General features: G+C 69.7%; 18 protein-coding genes. 8 read left to right on the top strand and 10 right to left on the bottom strand.

The annotated features are described in order from the left end of the window. Positions 1-191 precede the first annotated feature (191 nt). A complete protein-coding gene (locus ABZ717_RS19945; protein WP_358512694.1) occupies positions 192-1,859 on the top strand; it encodes an ABC-F family ATP-binding cassette domain-containing protein in 1,668 nt (555 codons plus the stop codon). 75 nt (positions 1,860-1,934) lie between these two features. Here the strand turns inward: ABZ717_RS19945 and ABZ717_RS19940 are convergent, their stop codons facing one another. From ABZ717_RS19940 to ABZ717_RS19920, 5 genes are all read right to left on the bottom strand, one after another. Then, complete coding sequence (locus ABZ717_RS19940) at positions 1,935-2,333, bottom strand: VOC family protein (protein WP_358512691.1); 399 nt, start codon at positions 2,331-2,333, stop codon at positions 1,935-1,937. After that, a complete protein-coding gene (locus ABZ717_RS19935; RefSeq protein WP_358512688.1) occupies positions 2,330-3,205 on the bottom strand; it encodes a helix-turn-helix domain-containing protein in 876 nt (291 codons plus the stop codon). Before ABZ717_RS19935 ends, ABZ717_RS19940 begins: the two co-directional genes overlap by 4 nt. 103 nt (positions 3,206-3,308) lie before the next feature. Beyond that, entirely contained in the window at positions 3,309-4,733 is a 1,425-nt protein-coding gene (locus ABZ717_RS19930) for a sugar porter family MFS transporter (RefSeq protein WP_358512685.1), read from the bottom strand. A gap of 280 nt (positions 4,734-5,013) precedes the next feature. Next, entirely contained in the window at positions 5,014-5,301 is a 288-nt protein-coding gene (locus tag ABZ717_RS19925; protein WP_358512683.1) for a YiaA/YiaB family inner membrane protein, read from the bottom strand. Positions 5,302-5,420: 119 nt separating this feature from the next. Continuing rightward, the gene (locus ABZ717_RS19920; RefSeq protein WP_358512680.1) at positions 5,421-6,539 is read right to left on the bottom strand and encodes an FAD-dependent oxidoreductase; all 1,119 of its coding nucleotides are present in this window, start codon (positions 6,537-6,539) and stop codon (positions 5,421-5,423) included. Positions 6,540-6,684: 145 nt separating this feature from the next. On the opposite strand from ABZ717_RS19920, the gene ddaH reads away from it, so the two are divergent. Next, positions 6,685-7,479 (top strand): dimethylargininase, encoded by a 795-nt coding sequence (gene ddaH, locus ABZ717_RS19915; RefSeq protein ID WP_358512677.1) that lies wholly within the window; start codon positions 6,685-6,687, stop codon positions 7,477-7,479. Here the strand turns inward: ddaH and ABZ717_RS19910 are convergent. After that, positions 7,476-8,018 carry a CGNR zinc finger domain-containing protein gene (locus ABZ717_RS19910; RefSeq protein WP_358512674.1) on the bottom strand — a complete coding sequence of 181 codons (543 nt, stop codon included), beginning with the start codon at positions 8,016-8,018 and terminating at the stop codon, positions 7,476-7,478. The genes ddaH and ABZ717_RS19910 overlap by 4 nt on opposite strands. Before the next feature lie 55 nt (positions 8,019-8,073). On the opposite strand from ABZ717_RS19910, the gene ABZ717_RS19905 reads away from it, so the two are divergent. The 5 genes from ABZ717_RS19905 to ABZ717_RS19885 all read left to right on the top strand — a co-directional run bounded on the left by ABZ717_RS19905 (position 8,074) and on the right by ABZ717_RS19885 (position 12,300). Further along, positions 8,074-9,273, top strand: a complete 1,200-nt coding sequence (locus ABZ717_RS19905; RefSeq protein ID WP_358512671.1) for an MFS transporter — start codon at positions 8,074-8,076, stop codon at positions 9,271-9,273. Positions 9,274-9,298: 25 nt separating this feature from the next. Continuing rightward, on the top strand, positions 9,299-10,273 hold the full coding sequence (locus ABZ717_RS19900; RefSeq protein WP_358512668.1) for a YafY family protein: 975 nt from the start codon (positions 9,299-9,301) through the stop codon (positions 10,271-10,273). A 75-nt stretch (positions 10,274-10,348) separates the two neighbouring features. Then, a complete protein-coding gene (locus tag ABZ717_RS19895) occupies positions 10,349-10,807 on the top strand; it encodes a Clp protease N-terminal domain-containing protein (RefSeq protein WP_358512665.1) in 459 nt (152 codons plus the stop codon). 79 nt (positions 10,808-10,886) lie between these two features. Beyond that, positions 10,887-11,282, top strand: a complete 396-nt coding sequence (locus ABZ717_RS19890; protein ID WP_358512662.1) for a DUF2784 domain-containing protein — start codon at positions 10,887-10,889, stop codon at positions 11,280-11,282. Between the two features lie 103 nt (positions 11,283-11,385). Continuing rightward, positions 11,386-12,300, top strand: a complete 915-nt coding sequence (locus ABZ717_RS19885) for a GNAT family N-acetyltransferase (protein WP_358512659.1) — start codon at positions 11,386-11,388, stop codon at positions 12,298-12,300. Here ABZ717_RS19885 and ABZ717_RS19880 read toward each other — a convergent pair. Next, positions 12,278-13,294 (bottom strand): Gfo/Idh/MocA family oxidoreductase, encoded by a 1,017-nt coding sequence (locus ABZ717_RS19880; RefSeq protein WP_358512656.1) that lies wholly within the window; start codon positions 13,292-13,294, stop codon positions 12,278-12,280. The genes ABZ717_RS19885 and ABZ717_RS19880 overlap by 23 nt on opposite strands. Positions 13,295-13,403: 109 nt before the next feature. Between ABZ717_RS19880 and ABZ717_RS19875 the strand changes: the two genes are divergently transcribed. Then, positions 13,404-13,790, top strand: a complete 387-nt coding sequence (locus tag ABZ717_RS19875) for a hypothetical protein (protein ID WP_358512653.1) — start codon at positions 13,404-13,406, stop codon at positions 13,788-13,790. Between the two features lie 83 nt (positions 13,791-13,873). On the opposite strand, the gene ABZ717_RS19870 is transcribed toward ABZ717_RS19875, so the two are convergent. The 3 genes from ABZ717_RS19870 to ABZ717_RS19860 are packed head-to-tail and all read right to left on the bottom strand — an operon-like array spanning position 13,874 to position 16,835. After that, complete coding sequence (locus ABZ717_RS19870) at positions 13,874-14,845, bottom strand: DUF4097 family beta strand repeat-containing protein (protein WP_358512650.1); 972 nt, start codon at positions 14,843-14,845, stop codon at positions 13,874-13,876. Positions 14,846-14,889: 44 nt separating this feature from the next. Continuing rightward, positions 14,890-15,591: a response regulator transcription factor gene (locus ABZ717_RS19865; RefSeq protein ID WP_358512647.1), complete on the bottom strand. Its 702-nt coding sequence runs from the start codon at positions 15,589-15,591 to the stop codon at positions 14,890-14,892. Next, positions 15,579-16,835 (bottom strand): histidine kinase, encoded by a 1,257-nt coding sequence (locus ABZ717_RS19860; protein WP_358512755.1) that lies wholly within the window; start codon positions 16,833-16,835, stop codon positions 15,579-15,581. The genes ABZ717_RS19865 and ABZ717_RS19860 overlap by 13 nt, the downstream gene beginning before the upstream one ends. Positions 16,836-16,987 lie beyond the last annotated feature (152 nt).

Genomic DNA, 16,987 nt, shown 5'->3' with positions numbered 1-16,987 from the left:
ACGTTGCGCATCTGAGGTTCGCGATCATCACGCGGTACGGCCCTTGGCCGTCTATTCAGCGTGGTTGCAACCTCGGTGCATGAGCCGTCCCCGTTCCACAGGACCTCTTCCACCTTCTGCCCGGCCCCAGGCCGCGTGGTGCTCGCATACGAAGCCCTTTTCCACAACGCTTCCGACTGCGAGAGAAAACCATGTCTCAACCCGTCACCACCGACGTCTCGGTGGCCTGTTCCGACCTGACCTTCGGCTGGCCGGAGGGCACCACCGTCTTCGACGGATTGTCCCTGTCCACGGGCCGAGGGCGCATCGGCCTGGTCGGTGCCAATGGTTCGGGCAAGTCCACCCTGCTCAAGCTCCTGGCCGGACACCTGCGCCCGGCCCGCGGCTCGGTGACCGTCCACGGTCGCCTGGCCTACCTGCCGCAGAACATCACGCTCGACACCGAACCGACCGTCGACCACGCCCTGGGCATCGCGGACAAACGCGCCGCGCTCAACGCCATCGAGTCCGGCGACGCCTCCGAAGCCAACTTCGAGGTCATCGGTGAGGACTGGGACGTGGAGGAGCGCGCACTGGCCACCCTGGGAACGCTGGGGTTGGACGGCATCGGTCTGGACCGCACCGTCGGCGAACTCTCCGGTGGGGAGACCGTCCTGCTGCGCCTGGCCGCACTCCTCATGGAACGCCCCGACGTGTTGTTGCTGGACGAGCCCACCAACAACCTGGACCTGTTCGCCCGCCGGCGCTTGTACGAGGCCGTGGACTCTTGGCGCTCGGGAACCCTGATCGTGGTCAGCCACGACCTGGACCTGCTGGAGCGCGTGGACCGCACCGCCGAACTGCGCAAGGGCGAGGTCACCTGGTACGGCGGCGGATGGTCGGCCTACCAGGAGGCCCTGGGCGTCCAACAGGAGGCCGCCGAGCGGACCCTGCGCGCGGCCGAGTCCGACGTGCGCAAACAGAAGAAGGAGCTCGCCCAGACCCAGATCAAGCTGGCACGACGTCAACGCACCGCGAAGAAGGCCGCCGCGGAGAAGGGGATCCCCAAGATCGTCCAAGGTGCTCTGAAGCGGGCCGCCCAGGAGTCGGCGGGAAAACTCAAGGGGACGCACGAGGACCGCCTCCAAGAGGCACGCGAACGCAAGGATGAGGCCGCCGAAGCGGTCCGCGACGACGCCGAGATCAGGGTGGAGTTGCCGCACACCGCCGTACCCAACGGGCGAGACGTGGTGCGCGTCAGGGGGTTGCGTCCGGCCCATGGCCGGTTGCGCGGCGCGGACCTGTTGGTGAGCGGCCCCGAACGGATCGCCCTGGTGGGCCGCAACGGTGCGGGCAAGACCTCCCTGTTGCGCACCCTGGCCGGGCTGCTCGACCCGTTGGAGGGTGAGGCGAAGGTGATGGTGCCGCTGCGATTCCTGCCCCAGCGCCTGGACCTGTTGGACGAGGAACGGTCGGTGGTCGACAACGTCGCCGAGGCCGCACCCGGTGTGTCGGGGCAGCACATCCGCGCCCGGTTGGCCAAGTTCCTCTTCCGGGGGGCGCGTGCCGCGCAACCGGCCGGCACACTCTCGGGCGGGGAACGCTTCCGGGCGAGCCTGGCCATGACCATGCTGGCCGCTCCGGCCCCACAACTGTTGATGTTGGACGAGCCCACCAACAACCTGGACGTGTCCAGTGTCCGGCAGCTGACCGGTGCCCTGTCCGCCTACGAGGGCGCCCTGTTGGTGGCCTCGCACGACCTGCCGTTCCTGGAGTCGGTGGGGATCACCCGCTGGCTGTTCCTGGACGAGGAACTACACGAGACCACCGCCGAGCAGGTCCACGACCTGTTGGAGGGCCGTGAGCCCGAACAGGGCTGACGGTGAGGCCGGCGCTCACACGCCCGAGTGTCGCGGTGCCCGGTCAGGACACCGCGACACTCGGGCGGTGTTGGGTCAGGGCACGGGCTCGCCCGGGTAGGTGCCGAAGGACCACAGGTTGCCCTCGGGGTCGCGAACCGTGAACTCGCGGGATCCGTAGTCGGTGTCGGCCAGGGGCCTCGTGACGTCGGCGCCCCGCGCCCTCACCCGCTCGAAGAGGGCGTCGGGGTCGGTGGTGACGACGTAGGCGCCCATGGTCCCGGGCTCGCGGGTGTACTCCCTGCCGGGCTGGTGACTGCCCAGCATCAACCCGCCCCGGCCCTCGGGCCAGTTGAGCTGTGCGTGGTGGACGATCTCGCCTTCGCCGTACCGGGCGGCGACCACGAAACCGAAGGTCTCGACGTAGTAGTCGATCAGCTTGGGTGCGTCGGTGGCCTGTAGGGTCACCCACACGCTCGGATTGTTCTCGCTCATGGGGCCCACTGTGCTCCAGGCGTGTGGGCTCCGTCTTGAATGTTTCGGAACTCCCCGGCCGACCAGGCACCCGGGGACAGGCCGGTGAAACCAACGAACTCCCTGCTCAGGTGGGCCTGGTCACTGAAACCGGCCTGGGCGGCGACCTCGGCGAGGGAGGCGCGCCCGGTGGTCTTGACGCTTTCGGCGATCCTGGCCCGGGCGTGTTCGAAGCGCATCAACCGGGCCACCGTCTTCGGGGAACGTCCGCACTCGTTGTGGAAGAGGTTGCCCAGGTGACGTGTGCTCACCCCGACCTGCCGGGCGAGCGCGCCGATGGGGATCCTCCCCCGGGTACGTTCCAGCAACGTCCAGGCGTGCACGAGCGCGGCGGGCGGGGCGGCCACCTCCAGGTCGCGGTAGCGCCGGACCAGGTGGTGGCGCACCAGCGTGAAGGCCTCGTCCCAGCCCCGGCTCCCGGACAGCCGGTCCAGGACCTGTGATCCTTCACGGCCCAGGAAGTCGGCCCCGTCGAAGTCGTGTACGTCCAGCTCCGCGCTGGGGACACCGAACAGTGCCCGGGAGCTCAGTGGGTGCACCGCGATCTGGACCCCGGCCTGGCCGGGGCGTTGGCGAACATGGCCGGCCCTCACATGCAGCCCACCGAGGATCACCGGGTTGGGGCGGGCCTTGGCCAGTCCCTCCGGGGTTCGGGCGGCCTCCACCCCCTCGTCCAGGCTCAGGATGAACGTGAGCGTCGCGGAGGGAAGACCGAGGTGGACGGTGTCGGGCACGTCGAGCCCTCGGTAGCCGACCATCGAGGCCACCCCTGGAGCGCTGTTTGGTGCGGCCGTGGCGAAGTCCCAGGCCGCGGGTGGTTCCGTACTGCCCACGGCACCCACGCTAACAGTCCGGGGGTCGCCGTTTCGAGTGATGCGCGAGGGGGTGACCGATGTTCGGTCACCCCCGTCATCGCACCGGATCGGGCCGCGCGCCTCAGCCCCGCATCTCCTCCAGGGTCTTGCCCTTGGTCTCTTCGACGAACTTGAGCACCAGGAAGAACGAGATCAGCGCGAACGCCGCGTACATCAGGTACGCCCCCGACAGGTTCCAGTCGCGCAGCGAGGGGAAGCTGACGGTGACCAGCCAGTTGGCCAACCACTGGGTGGCGGTGGCCACGCCCATGGCGGCCGCGCGGATGCGCAGCGGGAACATCTCCCCCAACAGCACCCACACCACCACACCCCATGACAGGGCGAAGAAGAGCACGAACGAACTCGCGGCGACCAGCGCCGTCGCGGCCCACCCGAAGGCCAAGGTGACCTCGTCGCCCTCCACCCGGGCGTTGCTGAAGGCGAAGGCCGCACTGGCCAGCGCCACCGTCATACCGGCCGAACCGGTCAGCAACAACGGCTTGCGGCCGATCTTGTCCACCAGCATGATCGCGATCACGGTGCCCACGATGTTGACGATCGAGGTGAACAGGCTCAACAACAGGGAGTCGGACTCCGCCACACCGACCGACTGCCACAGCGAGCTGGAGTAGTAGAAGATGACGTTGATGCCCACCAGCTGTTGGAAGGCGGAGACCGCCATGCCGATCCACACGATGGGCAGCAGGCCATAGCGTCCGGTCAGGTCGCGCAGTTTGGGCCGCACCTCCGAGCCCAACGCCTCACGGATCTCGTTGATGCGCCCGTCGATGCGGTCGTCTCCACCGCCCTCGACCTCGGCCAGGATCTTGCGGGCCTGGTCGGTCTTGCCGACCCGCACCAGGTATCGGGGCGATTCTGGGATGACCAGGCTCAGCCCCAGGTAGACCAGGGCCGGCAGTGCCTCCACGGCCAGCATCCACTGCCAGGCCTGGATCGGTCCGATCGGGTTGTGCGCGCTGCCACCGGCTCCCGCGGCGATGGCGTAGTTGACCAGTTGGGAGGCGGCGATGCCCAGCACGATGGCCAGCTGTTGCAGTGAGGCCAGACGACCGCGGTAGGCCGCGGGGGAGACCTCGGCGATGTAGGTGGGCGCGATCACCGAGGCCATGCCGATGGCCACACCGCCCACGATCCGCCAGGCGGTCAGGTCCCACACACTGAAGGGCAGCGCCGAGCCGATCGCGCTGATCGCGAAGAGGACGCCGGCGATCTGCATGACGCGGATACGGCCGAGACGGTCGGCGATGTTGCCGGCCGTGCCCGCGCCCACCACGCATCCGAGCAGAGCTGCGGCGATGGTGAAGCCGAGGACCCCCGGACCCACCTGGAAGCGTTCCTGGATGGCGTCGACGGCGCCGTTGATGACGGCGCTGTCGTAACCGAACAGGAAACCGCCCATCGCGGCGGCCGCCGCGATCATGGTCACGTGGGCGAGGTTGGCACCACCGTCCTGGTGGCCCACCCCTCCCGTGCTGGCATGGCTCACTTGGAGCTCCTTCCCCGGGCACACCTGAGTGCCCGTTGGGCACCACGGTGCCCAACGGGTCCAGGGCATGCGAGAGCGCAACGCTGACGTGGCCGAACACGCTCCGATGTTTGGCCTTCAGCAGACTGCGGGGATTTACTACGAATACTTTCCATAACCGTGCAGAGGGTGGTCCTGACCTGCCTGATGGTGATCTCACCGGCGGTCCTTGTGGGTGCCCCCTCCCAGGACACACAGGTGGGCACCGCGGTTTCCCCACGGTGCCCACCACTCGGACCTCTCAACCACGCTGCTGGGCGGGGTCCGGCTGCCAGATCGGCATCTGCTGGTACAGCTGCGCCTGCTCGGCCGCGATCTCGTCGTCCTGGCGGTCCCGTACGCACTTGGCCAGGGTGAACGCGGACGTGATCACGAACAGCACGCTCATGCCCAGGAAAGCGCGCATCCACAGGTCGACGGGCAAGAAGATGATTCCGGCGCCGACACCGACGGTGGACACCGCGAAGGCGACGATCGACTGGAGGTAGAACTGGGAGGTGGACCGGGGTGGGGGCGGGGGTGTGTTCATGCCTTCCATGGTGTGTGAACACCCGACCGTCGGGCTTGAGTACACCTACTCAAAACCCGGCCCCGTTGATTTCCTCCCCACGGCTGAAGCCGGGGGCTGCGCCGCTAAGAAATGATCACTCAGCCCGGTTGTTGCGTCCGGTCGGGAACGAAGTCCGACAGGTCCAGGCCCGGGTCCTCCCCCATCGCCAGCCGGGCGGCGACCGTCCCCTGGAACGGCCCGAAGGTCAGCCCCTGCGAACCCAGGCCGGTGGCCACCAGCACCCCGGGTAGCCCTTCGATCGGCCCCAACAGCTGCGCGCCGTCGTGGGTGCCCGGACGGAACCCCACCCGGGTCTCGACCACGGTCGCCTCGGCCAACTCCGGCAGGACCTCCAGGGCAGTGGACAGGTTGCCCAGCAGCCCCGAGGCCGTCACCCGATGGTCGAACCCCGCCTCGGGCTCCCAGGTGCCGGCGGTGATCACTCGGTCGGGGGCGGCGGCGCTCACGAAGTAGTCGCGTTCTCCGAACCGCACCACCGGCCAGGAGCGGGTGCGGTGCCCGGGAAGGGCGAAGTGCGTCGACTGTCCGCGCACCGGACGCACGCCCACCCCTACCCCGACCCCCGCCAGCAGGTCCGCCGACCACGCCCCGGCCGCTACGATCACCGTGTTCGCCGTCAACTCCTCGGAGCCCACCCCCACACCCGTCACCCGCTCACCGTTCCACAGCAGGCGCGCGTCGCCCTTGTAGTGACGCAGGCCCCGCTCCTCGGCTGCGTCGAACAGCGCCGACCTCGCGGAGTGGCCGTTCACCCGGGCCATGCCCTCGATGTGGACCCCGCCGTAGTCGGCCGGTATCAGGGGGAAACGCTCGCGCGGCTCCCCCGCGGCCAGGCGCTCCACCCGTCCCATGGTGGCGAACTCCGAGCGTTGCGAGAGCGTGCTGAACAGCTTGAATCCGGCGTCGTCGCCCTCTCGGTCTACCGACAACCCACCGACCACCTCGAAGCCGGGGTCGTGTCCATCCTCGACCAGTTCGGTCATCAAGCGTGGGTAGTGCGCCGCCGCGGCGGCCTTGAACGCCTGCTCGGCGGGTGAGTCCCAGGGGAAGGGCCAGGGGAAGACGATGCCCGTCCCCGCTGCGGTGGCCTGCCCCGGGTGGGAGGCGTCCACCAGCGCCGTGGACACGCCCTTCTTCGTCAGGTGGAACGCCGCGCCGGCCCCCACGATGCCGCCGCCGACCACGATCACGTCCATGGCCCCCACCCTGCCCCGACCACCGGCCGGGCACAAGCCGTTGGACCCGCGTGCCGCTCACCTGATCCGGGTAAGGGCGCGCGATAGGCTGCGGCTCCTCCCAGGAAGCCCGGCTCCCTCACCCATTCCTACGCAGGAGGTCGAATTGAACGGATACACCACCCACGGGGTCGCTCTGACCCGGCCGCCCGGACCGCACCTGGCCGATGGGATCGTCACCCACATCGCCCGCTCGGCGGTGGATCCGGTGCTGGCCGCCCGCCAGTACACGATCTACCAGGAGACGCTGGCCTCGGCGGGGTGGCGGGTCGTGGAGGTGGACGCGGCGCCCGAGCTTCCGGACTCGGTCTTCGTGGAGGACACCCTGGTGGTGTGCGAGGACCTGGCCGTGGTGACCCGGCCCGGCGCCCGGGAGCGTCGCGGGGAGATCGAGGGCGCCGAACGGGCCGCGCGTTCCCTGGGGCTGCGGGTGGCCCGGATCGAGGAACCCGCGACCTTGGAGGGCGGGGACGTCCTGCAGGTGGGGTCCACCGTCTATGTGGGGGTGGGCGGGCGCACCGATGTGGAGGGTGCCGAACAGCTCCAGCGGTTGCTCGCCCCCTTGGACCGCAAGGTGTGTCAGGTGCCCTTGGGGCGGGTGCTGCACCTGAAGTCCGCGGTGACGGCGCTGCCCGACGGCTCTCTCGTGGGTCTGCCCGATCTGGTGGAGACCTCCGGTCTGCCACCGATCCGTCGTGCCCCCGAGGAACCGGGAGCGCACGTGGTGCCCCTGGGCGGGCGGGACGTGCTGGTCAGCGCCGCTGCGCGGGAGACCGTGCAGCTGTTGGCCGCCGAACACTGGCGGGTGCTGCCGGTGGACATCTCCGAGTTCGAGAAACTGGAGGGCTGTGTGACCTGCTTGAGCGTTCTGGTGCGGGATCGCACCGAAGGTGCCTCCTAGGCGTGGGCGCGGCGGTGGGCGGCCACCCGCGAGCGGGTGGCGCAGCGGCGGGAACAGAATCGTCGTGCGCCGCCGTGGGCGGTGTCGACGAACACTCGCTCGCACGCGTGCGCGGCGCACACCCCGCCGGGGTGGCGTTGGCGTTCGCTGATCAGGCGGGCCAGGAACAGGCCGGTGGAGGCCACGAACCATTCGTCCCAAGGTGCCTCGTCGTCGCTGTCCACGTGCAGGTGCCAGGGGTGGGTGCCGGCGTGGTCGGTCAGCCGGGGCGGGTGTGTCTCCCGGGCGAGTAGGACGTTGACGCGCCTGGCGGCCTGGTCCAGGGTCGGGGCGGCCAGGACGTCGCGCAGTTCGACGGCGACCTCGCGCAGGGCCCTGACGTCCTCAGGGGTCAGGGCCGGGTCGGTCTCGCCGTGTTCGGTGAACAGGTCGGAGATCCGCCTTGTGTCCACGTCCTCCTCGGCGAGGGCGTTGAGCAGGTCGGTGGTGCGTTCGGCCAGTGCGCGGGTGGAACCCACCGGGTGCGGTGCTGTGGTCATACCTCCAAGGTAACGCCCATGGTGTGTTCACTGGTTACTTTGTAGCGTCTTGTGGATGAATGACCGTTACTCTCTGGTGCGTTACCTGTGCGGTGCGGCCGCCGCCCGCACCGGGGATGAGGCCTCCGGGCCGGCCCTTCTGCTGTTGGGGGTGGCCGTCACGGGGAGCGCCGCCACCGGTTCGGCCCTACTGGCGGGGGTCACCGCCACCGCGGCGATCGGCGGGCCCACGGTGGGGGTGCTGCTGGACCGTGCCGTGCGCCCGGGTCGACTGCTCTGCGGCATCTTGGTGTTGAACGCGTTGGGTCTGGCCGCCGTCGCCCTGTTGCTGGAGCCCCTGCCGTTGGCTCCGGTGCTGGCCTTGGCGTTGGCCGTGGGGCTGCTGGGCCCGGCCCTGTCGGGTGGGTGGACCGCCCAGCTGCCGCGCCTGGTCGCCCCCACCCACCTGAGGCGGGTGAGCGCGTTGGACGCGATGACCTTCAGTACCGCCTCCCTGCTCGGGCCGGCGCTGGCCGGAGCGGTGGCACTGGGGGCGGGTGGCGGCGCCGCGGTCGTGGTCGCGGTGGCCCTCATCGTCTTGGCCGCCCCGGTGGCCTGGTCCCTGCCCGCCCGGAGCACACCACCCCCACCATCCCCGGTGCTCACCGATCTGGTCGCGGGGACGCGCATGGTTCTGGGCAACCGGGCGTTGCTGCGCGTCACCGTGGTCTCCACGGTCTCCATCGCCGGGACCGGGGTGTTGGTGGTGGCCGCTCCGGCGCTGGGGGAACGGTCGCTGGGCGGGGCGGCCCAGGGCACGATGTTGTTGTCGGTGATGGCGGTGTGCGCACTGGTCGCCAACCTGGTGTTGGCCCGCCGCCCGGCCCGACTCCCCCCGGACTCGATGGTGCCGCTGTGCGTGCTGGCACAGGCGGTCGGCGTGACGGGCGCCCTGGTGGCTCCCTCCGCGTCGTGGCTGCTGATCGCGGTGGCGGTGGTGGGCGCCGCGGAGGGGCCCCAGTTGACCGCCCTGTTCACGGTCCGCCACCGGGAGGCCCCCGAGCGTCTGCGCACCCAGGTGTTCACCACCGCGGCGAGCCTGAAGGTGAGCGCCTTCGCCGCCGGCGCCGCGTCGGCCGGCCCCTTGGCCGACCACTCACTGACACTTTGTCTGGCCCTGGCGGTGGCGCTACAGGTCACCGCGGCCCTGGCCCATCTGTTCCTGCCCGGGCCCCGTCCCACACCGAATCAACCGGCGGTGAAGGACCGTTCCTGACCGCCACTGCCGGCACACTCACATCATGAAGTCGACCTCGGCCCGACTGCTCCAACTCCTGTCCCTGCTCCAGACCCGCAAGGACTGGCCCGGCAACGACCTGGCCGAACGCCTGGCGGTGAGTCCGCGGACCGTGCGCCGCGACGTGGACCGCCTGCGCGAGCTGGGTTATCCCATCCACGCCATCATGGGCACCGGCGGCGGATACCAGCTCGGTGCCGGCGCCTCCCTTCCCCCGCTGCTGCTGGACGACGACGAGGCCGTGGCGGTCGCGGTGGGGTTGCGCACCGCCGCCCAGGGCGGTGTCTCGGGGATCGAGGAGACCTCGGTGCGCGCCCTGGCCAAGCTCTTGCAGGTGTTGCCCTCCCGGCTGCGTCGCCGGGTGGACGCGCTGGGCACCTTCACCGTGCCGATGCCCTCCGAAGGACCCACCGTGGACGCCGACACCCTGGCCTTGGTGGCGGCCACCTGCCGGGACAGCGAACGACTGCGGTTCGACTACGAGAGCCACCAGGGCGCTCCGAGTCGACGGATCGTGGAACCGCACCGCCTGGTCTCCCATGGGCGGCGCTGGTACCTGGTGGCCTGGGACACCGCGCGGGAGGACTGGCGGACCTTCCGGGTGGACCGGATGCGCCCCCTGACCCCCACCGGCCCCAGAGTGCCCCCGCGCGACCCACCCGGGCGAGGGGTGGCCGCCTACCTGGCCGAACGGATGAACCTGCACATGTGGCCGATCAAGGCGAGGGTGCGACTGGCGATGTCGGCACAGGAGGCCCTGCGCGGTCGGGCCGCCCACTACGGCCCCATCGAGGCCGTGGACGAACACTCCTGTGTACTGCTGTGCGCCGGTGAGGACATGGGCGCCATGGCCTGCTACCTGGCGATGTTGGACGTGGACATGGAGGTGGAGGAGCCCGCCGAGCTACGCGAGGCGATGGCCCACCTGGGCGGGCGTCTGCTGCGCACCGCCGGAGAGGACCGAGCACCGAGGAACTGAGCCCTTCGGCCCGCGGGCTAGGGCCCATCGCGGTGTGTTATCGCTGAGGATCCGACCCTCGACGTGGAGGCGCCCGTGTCCGAGAACCCACCCGATCGACCCGAACCCTCCCCCGCCGCGCTGCGGGCCGTGGAACTGGCCGGGCGTGAGGCCATGGCCCTGCGTCACCCGTTCCTTGGCACCGAACACCTGGTCATCGGAGTGGCCGGTCAGGCGGAGGAGACGGGGCGGCGCATCGCCTTGGAACCGGCCCCGCACCTGCTGCGACGCGAGGTCGTGCGCGTCATCGCACCCGGTGGCGCCCCTCGCGCGCAGGCCCCGACCTTCACCCCTCGGGTGCGCACGGTGCTGCGCCTGGCCCGAGAGGAGGCCCGGCGCCGAGAAGGACCACATCTGGGCCTGCACCACCTGGTGTGGGCTCTGGTCCGGGTCGAGGAGGGGACGGCCCTGCGGGTGCTGCGGGCACTGGACGTGGACCTGCCCGACGCACGCGAGCGCGCCCGCGCCTTCCTGGACCGGGAGACGCTCGATTGAGTCCCTGAGTACTCCTACTCACCGATACCGGGTAGGAACACGGATGTAGGGCCCTACCATCCATCCCTAGGTTCTGAGAATGGACCACTTCGGCATCCTCCTCATCGGCCACACCGCCATGGTCGTGCACTACCTGTTCTTCGCCTACGTCGTCTTCGGCGGCTTCCTGTCGCTGCGGTGGCCGCGCGTGTTCTGGCCGCACCTGTTCGTGGCCGCCTACGCCCTGGGCATCGTCACCATCGGCTGGCCGTGCTTCCTGACCGACATCGAGAACCGGTCAAGGGAGGCCACCGGGCGCGAGGTGATGGAGAACGGGTTCATCGATCACCACCTGACCGGGGTGATCTACCCCGAGGACCACCTGATGACCTCGCGGTTCGTCATCGCGGGCATCGTCGCGCTGTCCTACGCCGCCTTGGCCTGGAAGCTGTACCGTGCGCGCGTCGAGCGTGACCGGGGAGCCCTGTCCCGATAGCCGGGGAAACCTCCGAATGAGGGAACCCGACCCCCGAAACCCCCCGAGGCGCTACGTTAAGGAGTCGTTCACTTTCGAAGAGTAATGAAAGTAGGGCTTCCGCGTGCCCGAACAGACCCGAACCCTCAGCCCGGACCTGCGTGACCTCGGTGCTCCCCCCACCGTTCGACCCCTGGTCAACGGCTACCAGGTCGCCCGCTGGGACACCCCGGCCGCGCTCACCGGGCCCGGTCGCCAGAGGATGCTGACGCTCCTGCGCGACCTGGCCGCCCGGTCCTTCGGCGCCGACCACTCCGACTACTGGCATACCCGGGTCGACTCCGGGTTCTTCGACCACATCTCCTGCCTGGCCCTGATCCTGGACCCGGCCGGCACTCCCGTGGGCTGGGGCGGCTACCACCGGCACCGTTTCGCCTCGCGCCGAGCCCTGTACCTGGACGCCGCGGGCGTGGTCCCCGCCCACCGCAGGTTCGGGCTCTCCAGCGCTCTGATGACCCACTTCCTGACCCGTGAGCTCATCGCCCGTCCCTGGGGCAACACCTACGTCGTCCTGCGCACCCGCCACCCGGCCGTCTACTCCGGTTGGCGCAAGGGGTTGGGGCGGACCCGTGTGCACCCCCGACGCGACCGACCCGTGCCCGCCATGATCGCCCGCATCGCCACCGACGCCGCCCACTGGCTCGGTGACGGTCCCCGCCTGGACCCGCGCACCCTGCTCGTGCGCGACGCCTACCGCATGTTCGAAGGTCGCGTCTACGGTGTCACCCCGCGTAGCGGCCACATCGACCTGGACACCTACTTCGCCGAACAGGTGGGGCCCAAGGACGCCGTGTTGATGGTGGTGCGCATGAGCGCCCTGCCCCTGGCCCGCATTCTGCTGGGCCGCTACCTGGGCGGCCCCTCCCCCGCCCCTACGGGTGGCCGGCCCCCACGTGGGGCGGTCCCGGTGAGGTCGACCGTTCAGGCCGCCCCCACCGGGGCCGGAGCCTCCGGACTCATCCCAGGGGAACGGCCTTGACCGTGGGTCGGGTGTAGGCCAGGGCGCCCATGTCACGGACCTGGTCCATGACCCCGGCCAGGCTCAGGCTCTCCGACCAAGGCATTCGTGGACTCTCCCGCTCCTTCGAGGCGATTCTGCGCGCGACCTCCTCGGCCTCGTACTCATAGCCGTTGGCGCGGAAGGGCCGGTGGAACCGTTCGGGTTCGTGACCATCCCGGTGCAAGACCAGGTCGGTTCCGGCCCAGAACCGTTCGATCTCAAGCCATCCACCCGTACCGGAGAGCACGGCCCGGCCCGGCAGGGCGGTACGCGAGGCGCATTCCACCGTGGCGCTCACCCCGTTCTCGCCACGCACCAACAAGGTCGTGTGCACGTCCACCATGCGATCCGGTGACAGCCGTCGGGTCGCCCCCACCACGGTCAGCTCTCCCAGGTATTGGGAGGCCAGCGCCAGCGGGTAGATCCCCAGGTCGAGTAGGGCACCACCGCCCAGGTCGGCGTTGAACAAGCGGTGATCGGGGTCGTAGGGGACGTTGATGCCGAAGTCCGCCGAGAGCGCGCCCAGCTCCCCGATGGCGCCCTCGGCCACCAGAGTGCGCGCCAACTCGTGCACGGGCAGGTAGCGCGTCCACATCGCCTCCATCAGGAAGCGGTCGTTGGTTTTCGCGGCGGCCACCATCTCGGTGACCTGCAGGGCGTTCATCGCCATCGGCTTTTCCACCAGCACGTGCTTGCCGGCGTGGAGCATCTGCAACGTGACCGTGTGGTGCCAGGGGTGGGGGGTGGCCACGTAGACCACGTCGACCTCGGGGTCCTCGGCCAATGACTCATAGCTCGCGTGGCGGTGGGGGATGTCCCAGGCGGCCCCGAACTCCTCGGCGCGTTCGGCGGTCCGGGAACCCACCGCCACGACCCTTGCGGAGGGGACGGCCCGCAGGCCCTCCAGGAAGGCGTGGGCGATGCCTCCGGTACCGACCACGCCCCAGCGTGGTCCACCGTTGTGTTGTGTCATGAAGACATCCTAAAAACACGGTCTTCTCCGGGACCAGGCGGGGAAGGTACTCGGTTTCCGTGTCCGGAAAACATACGGTGGCCGGGCAAGGAACGTGAACGGAGGAGGAATGTCGTCCACACTCGCCCAGAGGTTGGGGGTAGGGGCCGGAGACCGGTTGCTCGTCCTCAACGCGCCCGAACGCTATCTGCGTCTGCTGGAACCCCCGCCCGACGTCCACATCGACCTGGGGGTGATCGAGGGCGTGGACTACGATCACGTGCACCTGTTCGCCCTCGATCGGGGCACGGTGGACCGTGAGGGGCCGGCGGTGTCGAACCTGGTGGGACCCGCCACCCGGTGGTGGGTGTGCTTCCCCCAACGCGGCGGCACCATCATCACCGACCTGACCGTGGACAAGGGTTGGGACTCCCTCACCGACGCCGGGTGGCGCTCCACCGCCCAGGAGCCCATCGACTCGGACTGGGCGGCGTTGCGCTTCGAACGCGAAAGCTGAGGAGTGAGCCGCCCCTGGCCCGGGCCAGGGGCCCGGGCCTGCCGGGGCGCCGCGCGACAGGGAACGTATTCGCCGAACACGCCCTAGCGTCCCACCCGCACCGAACCGCTGGTGGTGTTCACCTCGATGCGGCTGTCGGACTCTGAAGCGGTGTCCACATCGAACTCACGGTCGCCGGAGGTGGACTCCCCACCGATCTCGTAGGTTCCCGCCGGCACCCTCGCCTCGACGCCGCCGCTGACGGTCTCCACCTCCATCAGTTCGAAGGGGGTGTCGGTGGTGACCTCCACTCCGCCGGAGGTGGTCTCGGCCTCCAAGGTGGTGAACCCGCCGCCCAGTTTCAGGGAGCCGCTCACCGACTCGGCCACGACCTCCTCAGCGGTGAAGTCCTCCACGTCCACGCTCCCGGAGGTGGTGGACACCTCCAACCGCTCTCCCTCACCGGTGGCCTCGATGTCACCGCTGACGTTGTGGGCCCGAACCGAACCGGTGACGTCGGACAGGGAGATCATGCCCGAGGTGGCCTCGGCATCGACCGACCCCTCATGGTCGAAGACCTCGATCGTCCCGCTGACGGAGTTCACCGACAGCTCCGATGCCAGGTCGCGCACCTCCACGTTCCCACTGTTGTTCTCCAAGGTGACCGTGACGTCCTCGGGCACCTGGATGGTGTAGTCGATGGAGCAGGTGGAAAAGAGCGGGAAGCCTCCGCAGCGGCCGTCGACGTCCAGGCTGTCACCGCCCTCGTCGACGCGCTCGGTCGGTTCGGACAGCGGCCCTCCCCGCAGGGTGCGTTCGACGACGATCTCGTCGCCCTCGGCGGCACCGACCTCGATGTGCCCACCGGTGTGGTTGTTCACGTTCAGCGTGCTCGCACCGCCGTAGGAGTCGGTCTTGTCGCTCTGATGGGCCACCACGTTGCCCAGCACGGACACCCCTGTGAGTACCACCAGGAGCACCACGAGCACTCCGCCCAGGAGCATCCACGGGCCCCATCGGAACCGCCTCGATTCCTTGCTGGACGAGGCGTACAGACCCCGTGCCCTGAAAGTCACGTCGTTCTCCTTCCGGAAGGCGCGGCCCTCCTTGGTGTGGTCGGTCAGTCCCGGGCCGAACCGCGCAGGTAGCGCAGCACCGCCAGGACCCTGCGGTGGTCGTGGTCGTCCCGGCCCAGGTCGAGCTTGAGGAAGATGGAGCGGATGTGTTTCTCCACCGCCCGTTCGGTGATGGTGAGCCGGTCGGCGATGCCCGCGTTGTTGATCCCCTCGGCCATCACCTCCAGCACCTCGGTCTCGCGCGGGGTGAGCCGCTCCAAGGAGCGGTCACGGTTGCCGCTGAGCAACTGGGACACCACCTCGGGGTCGATCGCGGCCCCGCCGTCGGCCACCCGGCGCAGCACCTCGGTGAACTCCTCGATGTCGGCCACCCGGTCCTTGAGCAGGTAACCGACCTTGAAGGCGCCCGCTCCGAGCAGGTCCGCGGCGTAGCGGCTGACCACGTGCTGGGACAGCAACAACACCGCCACCTCCGGATGGGAGCGACGGATCCTCACCGCGGCCTGGATGCCCTCCTCTGAGTAGGTGGGCGGCATACGAATGTCCACCAGACACAGGTCCACGTCGGGGTGGGTCTCGACCGCGCCGATGAGCGCATCGGCGTCGCCCACCGAGGCCACCACCTCCACCCCGGCGTCCTCCAACAGCCGGGCCATCCCACTGCGCAGCAGCACCGAGTCCTCGGCGATGATCACCCGGGGCCCACTTCGCTCGATCTGTGCGGTGCTCACGGTCAGGCCTCCCATGGGATGTGTGCGGTCAGGACGGTTCCTCCGCCCTGGGGGCTGTGCACGGTCAGGACCCCATCGACGGCGTCCACCCGGTCCCACAACCCGTACAGGCCGGTACCCGCCTCGGGGTCGGCGCCGCCCACGCCGTCGTCGGTGACGGTCAGACGCAGGGAATCACCGTGTCGATCCGCGATCCGCTCCAGCGCCACCCGAACCTGTCCGGCGCGGGCGTGCTTGGCGACGTTGGTCAGCGCTTCGCTGACCACGTAGTAGGCGACCCCCTCCGCGCGCGGGGAGGGACGCTCCTCAAGTTCCAGGTCGAGCCGGACCGGTACGGGTGAGCGGCCCGCGGCCACCGGCAGGGCGGCGCCAAGACCGTGGTCGGTCAGCACCCGCGGATGCAGCCCCCGGGCCACCTGGCGCAACTCGGTCATGACCTCCTTGGACTCGCGCTGGGCCTCGGTGATGAGCTCGCGCGCCCCCTCGGGGTCCCGGGCCAGCCGGGTGCGGGCCCGGGTGAGGGTCAACGTCAAGGCCAGCAGGCGCTGTTGGGCACCGTCGTGCAGGTCGCGTTCGATGCGTCGACGCTCGGCCTCGGCCACGTCGACCATGCGTTGGCGGCTGTCCTGGACGTGCAGCAGACGGCGCCGCATGCGTACCTCGGGTGCGTCGAAGAGCAGGGTGCGCAGCAGCAGGACCTCGGAGGAGACCACCATGCGTGCGATACGCAGACCCACCAGGACCGCCACCGGGCCCAACAACACCAACCCGAGGGGGCCGAGCAGGTCGACCGGGGTGGCGCCACGCGCCAACACGTACACGATCCCGAACAGGGAACCCAACGCCGCGGCTCCCCCGCACACCACCAGCACCGCCACCAGTCCACCGGCCAGGAGACCGTGTAGCCCGGCGACGGTGCTGTAGACCACCATCGACCACGCCTCACGGCCGAACACGGTGGCCAGGCCGCGCGCCCAGCGGCCGGAATCGGCCAGTGGGTCGGGTGGTCTGGTCTCCACGATGCCGAACACGTTGGCCAGTCGGGAGCGCTGGGTGTAGCAGGCCAGCCGGGACAGCACGATGGCCATGACGGGGAAGACCACCATGAACAGCACGATGTCCACCAGCAGGTGGCCCGGGGCGAGTTCCAGGGGGAAGCCGCCCAGGGGAACGTAGAGCCGCAACCCCAGCCAGGTCGCCGAGGTCACCAACAACACCGCCGGGACCAGGTAGAACACCGCCAGGGCCAGGGAGGTCATCAGGTGTAGGACCTCGACCAGGCGGACCCGCCAGGTGTCGCTCCGGGTCTCATGGAGGAAGGGCACGGTGATGGCGGCACCCGGCCTCGCCGTGATGCCCGTACCCGTCTGCTCCGTCCCCGCGCCGCTCACAGAGACCAATCTAGATTCGC

The organism is Nocardiopsis sp. NPDC006832 (assembly GCF_040635885.1).
Taxonomy (GTDB): Bacteria; Actinomycetota; Actinomycetes; order Streptosporangiales; family Streptosporangiaceae; genus Nocardiopsis.
Note: the sequence above shows the minus strand (reverse complement) of the source record. Positions and strands in the feature narration are given on the sequence as shown.